7 protein-coding genes and 2 pseudogenes are annotated in these 5,943 nt (G+C 38.5%); 4 read left to right on the top strand and 5 right to left on the bottom strand.

The genetic code is table 11. The annotated features are described in order from the left end of the window. Window positions 1-140: 140 nt before the first annotated feature. Window positions 141-401 carry a helix-turn-helix domain-containing protein gene (locus ACUVJL_RS16790; protein WP_445246888.1) on the top strand — a complete coding sequence of 87 codons (261 nt, stop codon included), beginning with the start codon at window positions 141-143 and terminating at the stop codon, window positions 399-401. Window positions 402-583: 182 nt separating this feature from the next. Then, window positions 584-1,138: an IS630 family transposase gene (locus ACUVJL_RS16785; protein WP_445246887.1), complete on the top strand. Its 555-nt coding sequence runs from the start codon at window positions 584-586 to the stop codon at window positions 1,136-1,138. A gap of 232 nt (window positions 1,139-1,370) precedes the next feature. On the opposite strand, the gene ACUVJL_RS16780 is transcribed toward ACUVJL_RS16785, so the two are convergent. Further along, complete coding sequence (locus ACUVJL_RS16780; protein WP_445246886.1) at window positions 1,371-1,682, bottom strand: DMT family transporter; 312 nt, start codon at window positions 1,680-1,682, stop codon at window positions 1,371-1,373. Window positions 1,683-2,103: 421 nt separating this feature from the next. Then, window positions 2,104-3,060, bottom strand: a pseudogene (locus ACUVJL_RS16775) (IS630 family transposase). A gap of 153 nt (window positions 3,061-3,213) precedes the next feature. On the opposite strand from ACUVJL_RS16775, the pseudogene ACUVJL_RS16770 reads away from it, so the two are divergent. Then, window positions 3,214-3,432: pseudogene (locus ACUVJL_RS16770) on the top strand (transposase family protein); the annotation flags it as partial. 92 nt (window positions 3,433-3,524) lie between these two features. Here the strand turns inward: ACUVJL_RS16770 and ACUVJL_RS16765 are convergent. Then, window positions 3,525-3,839 (bottom strand): hypothetical protein, encoded by a 315-nt coding sequence (locus ACUVJL_RS16765; RefSeq protein ID WP_445246885.1) that lies wholly within the window; start codon window positions 3,837-3,839, stop codon window positions 3,525-3,527. Further along, window positions 3,836-4,162, bottom strand: a complete 327-nt coding sequence (locus ACUVJL_RS16760) for a hypothetical protein (protein ID WP_445246884.1) — start codon at window positions 4,160-4,162, stop codon at window positions 3,836-3,838. The genes ACUVJL_RS16765 and ACUVJL_RS16760 overlap by 4 nt, the downstream gene beginning before the upstream one ends. A gap of 416 nt (window positions 4,163-4,578) precedes the next feature. On the opposite strand from ACUVJL_RS16760, the gene ACUVJL_RS16755 reads away from it, so the two are divergent. Beyond that, complete coding sequence (locus ACUVJL_RS16755; protein WP_445246883.1) at window positions 4,579-4,860, top strand: transposase; 282 nt, start codon at window positions 4,579-4,581, stop codon at window positions 4,858-4,860. Window positions 4,861-5,675: 815 nt separating this feature from the next. Here ACUVJL_RS16755 and ACUVJL_RS16750 read toward each other — a convergent pair. Next, window positions 5,676-5,943: IS1 family transposase (locus ACUVJL_RS16750; RefSeq protein ID WP_445246882.1), on the bottom strand; the 268-nt coding region annotated here is incomplete at its 5' end.

Below are 5,943 nucleotides of genomic sequence, written 5' to 3'. Positions count from 1 at the left end.
CTGTTGTTGTTCAGGTGTCATGATTATATATCAAGTGGGAAGAGATGATAATTATTCCCTATTATACTGATGATCGGCAAAAAAGTCATGGTGGGGTTCACCAGTATTTATACTCATCGCAAAAGTGACACGCTCCCACTATAGCTAACCGACAAAAAATTCAGGCACTTTATTGGTTAAAAGCTGGATTGAGTCCAAGCCTTACAGATGTAGCAGAACGTTTAGGGGTACATAGGATAACTGTAAATAGATGGTTAAAACAATATTGTGTTGGCGGTCTGCCCGCACTGCTAAAAATAGGAAAATCAACTGGTAGACCTCGAGTAATTCCTCAAGCTGTAATAGCTGGATTATCAGAGAAATTAAGGGAGGAATCCTGTGAATTTAAAAGTTATAAATAAATTGGTAAGTGGGTAGAAGAGAAATATCAAATATCAGTCAAGTATCAAACATTACACAAGCAATTATACTATCGAATGAAAGCTAAATTAAAAGTACCAAGACGTTCGAGCATCAAAAAAGATAAGGCGGCGGGGATAGAGTGTAAAAAAAACTAAAAAAATTACTAAAAGTTGCTTGGTGGTTGGAGTCTATAAGCCCCAAACCCGCAGAAAAGGGACTGAAATATTGGTGTCAAGATGAAACAAGAATTGGCTTAAAAACAATTGAAAGGAAAAAAAATACAGCTTTGGGAGTTAAACCAATAGGTTTAGTTCAATGGAATTTTAAAGCCTACTATTTATATGGTGCAGTTGCGCCACAAACAGGAGAAAGTTTTTGGTTAGAGTTCTCACATTTAGATGGTATGTGCTTTCAAATGTTCTTAGATCAATTAGCCGAGACATATCCCGCTCATTTAAATGTTATCCAATTGGATAATGGAAAGTTCCATCAAAGTAGTAGCCTAAAAATACCAGATAATATTCTACTAATTTTTCAACCACCATACAGCCCTGAATTGAATCCCATTGAGAGAATATGGTCACACATAAAACAAGAATTGAGTTGGGAAATCTATAAAAATCTAGATGGTCTTAAAGAAAAAGTTTGCGCTTTTCTGGGGGAACTTTCAACAGAAGAAATAGCATCTATAGCCGGATGGGACTACATTTTATCAGCTTTGGCTACTGTTGCATAATTTTGGAGAATTGATATTAGTAGGAAAATAAGGTGTTTAACTTTCTATAGATGTAGATATACTCACCTTTTTTAAGGCAAGTAAAGTTCGAGATCCAATGCTCTTTTTTCAACTATTCAAAAATTTAAGGGGAGCACTACATATTGAGCATAAGAGCAATAAAAATAACCATCTACTTTTACAAAAAAAACACCCTTACGTTCAACATTTCTGGTTCAGAACCTAGTATTCACTACTTTATATTTAAACCAATAACACCTATAATGATTATTCCAATTGATGCTATTTTCAAAAAATTTACTGGCTCTTCAAACCACAAAATACCTATGGTTGCTATCAGGCTTGTTCCCAAACCAGACCAAACGGCATAAGCAACGCTTATGTCAATCTTTTTAATAGCAATTGTTAATGAAGTAAGACTAATTCCATAAAAAATAAATATCGCTATGGAAGGCAAAAGTTTAGTAAAGCCTACTGACAATTTCATGCAAGTAATTCCTGTTACTTCTGAAATTATTGCTAAAAACAGATAAACCCAACTCATTTGATACCTTCTTTTAGTTTTATTGAACAAGGGGATCGAGTAACAAGCGAACGATTTGGTACGCTAAGTATAGCTTACTGCAAACATGAACGCCCAAGGGCTTCTCCTAAAAATATAGATCTATACTTTTAAATGCATATCGCAGGGTAAGCGCATCTAATTTGGTAGTTAAAAATACAGATTATTTGGCACATTTATATCATCACAGATATCGTTTGAGGATCAGAGATGTTATCTAGTAGACTGGTGAGTACAAAGTTTCTATCTTACTGAGCAGGTCGGTCTTATGGCATCAGGTTTCACCTCTGACAAACACAGGATTAAAAGGTCAAAAAAATTGAGTATAGCTCAGGCAACTGAACTGACAGAAAAAATGGCATTAGTATTTGCCCAAATCAAAGACCCCCGTGTATAGCATTTCTTACAAAGGTGAGGTACAATAACAGCAGTGAGTAAACCAATTCCAAATATTTGCTGATGTAACTTCACTAAATGCAAACTCTATGGCTTTTGCTAACTCTTGATAAGTAGGTGTCTTGATAGAACGGAGAATATTTTTAAGTTTTGACCATAAATTTTCAATTGGGGAGAAATCCGGCGAATAGGGCGACAAGTATATTAATTTAGCCCCTTTTTTTTGGATGGCTTTTTCTACTTCTTCTCCGGTATGAATAGTACAATTATCCATTACTACACAAGCACCTTTCCATAACTTTGGCACTAATTTTCGGATAATAAAAGCCTCAAATGTAATTCCATCATTTGTACCTATTAAAATGACTGATGTTAGGACTTATTTGACCGATATAGCTCCAATTATTGAGACATTTCTTCCGCGTTTATTCGGTTTTGATTCCTTGGCTCTTGAACCTTTTAGCCTCCCTTGCATATAACCTAACCATTGCCAAGTTTACTCCACATTCATCAATGAATATTAAGTCTTTGAAACAAACTTCTCTAATTTTTTGCCAGAACTCGTATCGCAGGTTCAGAACCCTGTCAGTGCCTTTGTCTGACGGGAAAAGAGTTTTTTTTTCAAAGTCATGTTTAAGAGTTTTGCCATTCTTCCCATCGTGGCTACGCTGATGGTAAAACCAATTTTTTGGTACAGTAAATAACGGAGTTCTTCGAGAGTTGCATCATTGTTTGCTTCAATCAATTCCGCTAAAATTAGCAGTTGTTCTGCATTAAGTTTTAATTTGACTCCACATCGCTCAGTGCGAGGAGCAATATTTTGGGTGTTACGATACTGTTTAACCAATTTTTGGACAAAACTTAAGGCTACACAAAAACGGTTAGCTATTGCTCTTTGTGACAGCGGTTCATTATGGTACACATCCATAATTTTTTGTCTAAATTCAAGAGAATAAGTTTTCATTTTTACTAATGCCTGATACTTGCTAAAATTTGAGATAGTTGTCATTCGAGTGACTGCGGCGGGTCGAGGGACTACTGCTCGAAGAGCGCCCCATTTAATTAGAGCTGTATAACATTTTGAGGTTCTATATTTTTCACTCCGTTTAAGTCAGTTATATTATACCTCATCTTTCTAAGAAATGCTATAGCAAGAACCCGTGTTCATGTATTAACAGATATTTTAATTATCGGAATATTGTCAGTGATTGCAGGAGGTAACGGATGGGAAGACATGGAAAATTATGGAGTAAGTAAAGGTGAATGGTTGGAGCAGTTTTTAGCTTTACCAGGAGGTATCCCGAGTGCGGATACATTTCGACGAGTCTTTGAACGCACTGGAGTTTAGACTAAAAAATGATCGCATCTAAAAGTAGCTGCCTTTCAACAGAAGGCAAGTTATTGCTCAAAAACTCAAAAGAGAGGAGATTAAACAACTAATCTTGAAGACTTTTTGCGTCGAGAAACTCGTTTCTTGACAGTGGGATATCGCGGTGCCTTAGTCCGTACCTTTCCTGTTTCCCAGCCAGGAGATTTTCCCCTATGTTTAGGTAGTTTCGTAGGAGTACCAATGTCAACTAAAACCGATAACATTGATTGAGCGACACGTCCAGGAGTTAAATCGCTCGTAGTAGACTGCCAAGGCAGTCGATTTTCGAGAACTAAATCCCTAGCCAGCCAGAGTTGCCAACTCCGGGGCGGCATTAAATCACTCCAACGCTCAAATTGTTCGGGAGTTCTCAAGTTAGGCAATGTCCAATGTAATCGTTGCTTAGCAAACCGATACCAATGATCCACTCCAAAACGTCGTAAATACTTAAACCAAACAGTTTCGCTTGGGTAGAGTTCGTTCTCCCACCCAAACCAACCACAAGGGTGGAAACGGCTGACCGCTTGACATGGGATTCATTCTTAAGGGGGAGGATTAAATTAACTGGATGTCCCGGCGCACGATAAAAATGTAAGTCAAGCCATTGACTGACTCGGACTTGTCCCAACTGTGGATGTTCATCAATTTCAATCGCAGTATCTGCTTCGAGCCATGTGGTTGGGTCATTGAGTCTCATTTTGAACCCGTGTTTCCGTGGTCTACCGCGACCAATATAGAGTCTATTTGACATCTTTTATGGTCTTGTGGTAACGTCACCCTAAAAGCACAAACCAGCAGCCATGCCTTACTGTAGCAGCCTAACGGACTCAGAATGGGAAATAATTGAACCCATACTACATCAGATATTGCCTACGAAGAAGCAGACGCTTACCATTCAACTGGACAAAGAGAGAAATCTTGGATGGAATTTTCTATCAATTAAAGAATGGCTGCAATTGGCAAGACTTACCTGCGTGACTTGCCCCCGTACTCAACCGTATATTGGCATTACAAGCAGTGGCGGTCTCCGTGAGTGATAGAAGAGCTGATGAGAGTCTTACATTCGCAAGTGCGTGAGCAGGTCAAAAAAAAGCCAAATGGACTACGTTGATCATGATAGACTCACAAGCCGTTAAAAATACTTGTAATGCCAATATTGAATCAAAAGGTTTTTGTTTCTACAAATCTACAAATGGTATTAAAAGACACTTAGCGGTTGATACGCTGGGGTTTCCCTTCTTTACCCACTGCACAAAAGCTAGCGTATCAGATGATACTGGTTTGATTGAGATGTTGAGTAAAAACATCGATTATTTCAAGTCTAAACCTGTAAATATTCCCAAGATTACGATCCTACTTGCTCACGGCTATCATCCTGAATATCTCACAGAATAATTAAAAAAGATTTATCCAACAATTATGACGAAAATTAAGTTTGAACTATCGAAAAAACCATCAAAACTAGACAAAAAAGTACAGGAAAAATCCGGATTTGTACCGATTAGAGCCAGGTGGGTGATAGAACGGTCAAATGCTTGGGTGGAAAGATGCAAAATTTTAGTCAAGAACTTTGAGAGAACTTTGGATAATGCGACTGCCAAGCTCAACCTTTGTTTTATTCGACTGATGCTTAAAAGGCTTGCACCCTCTTCTTAGATGTCAAATGGGTTCTATAGGACTAAGGCCAACAAATCCTTTGAGCGGCCATCTGGGGTAAGGTGCGCCATAAACACCCAGCCCGCTCATAAGTGGTGAAGAAGTCCCCCAAACGCTTGAAATGTCATAGCGGGCGATCGATAAATCTTCTTCATAAGATAGACTACTGGCAATAAATAATATCTATTGCCAATACCCAACGGCTACAATGACGTAAACACGTTGATTGCACTCATGAGCGGGCTGGCCATCAGCACCCAGCCCGCTCACGAGTGGCTCAAACGCTTAGGTTCAAAGTCCCTCAAACGCTTGAAAGCTTGTAGTTTGTAGGGTGCTATTCGGCGCACCGGTTGAGTTTGTAGAGTGCGCCGTAAGCACCGCTGGACTCAGTAAGCAACGAGGTTACTAACTTTGGGCGTTTTGATTTTGAAACCAAGCTCCCCCAAGCAGTTTTTATTGCTTTACGTCTGAAAAATCCGAACGTGAAATAGCCGTTTTCTGCTTTTTATGCGGCTCTGATTTAACACGCCAGACAGGGCTGGGGCATTGCTGAATTAGGGTATGATACGAGTAAAAATACGCGAGGGGAGTCGAAAATGATTTCCAGCATTTTGATGGGGAATTGGAACATCTCCAAATTTTAGATAATGAATTAGTAATTTAATTGAATACCCTAGCATGTTTTCACACTTAGAATAACAAAGAGTTTTTCTTTTTAACCGAGCCAAGTAATGTCTGAGTCTTGTATTTTCACCTTCAACTCTTGTCATATAGGTTTTGCTAATAATCTGGTCTCCCTCCGGAATAAAATTTGGGTAAACT

This window comes from Microcoleus sp. OTE_8_concoct_300, from assembly GCF_031383065.1.
Lineage (GTDB): Bacteria > Cyanobacteriota > Cyanobacteriia > Cyanobacteriales > Microcoleaceae > Microcoleus.
Note: the sequence above shows the minus strand (reverse complement) of the source record. Positions and strands in the feature narration are given on the sequence as shown.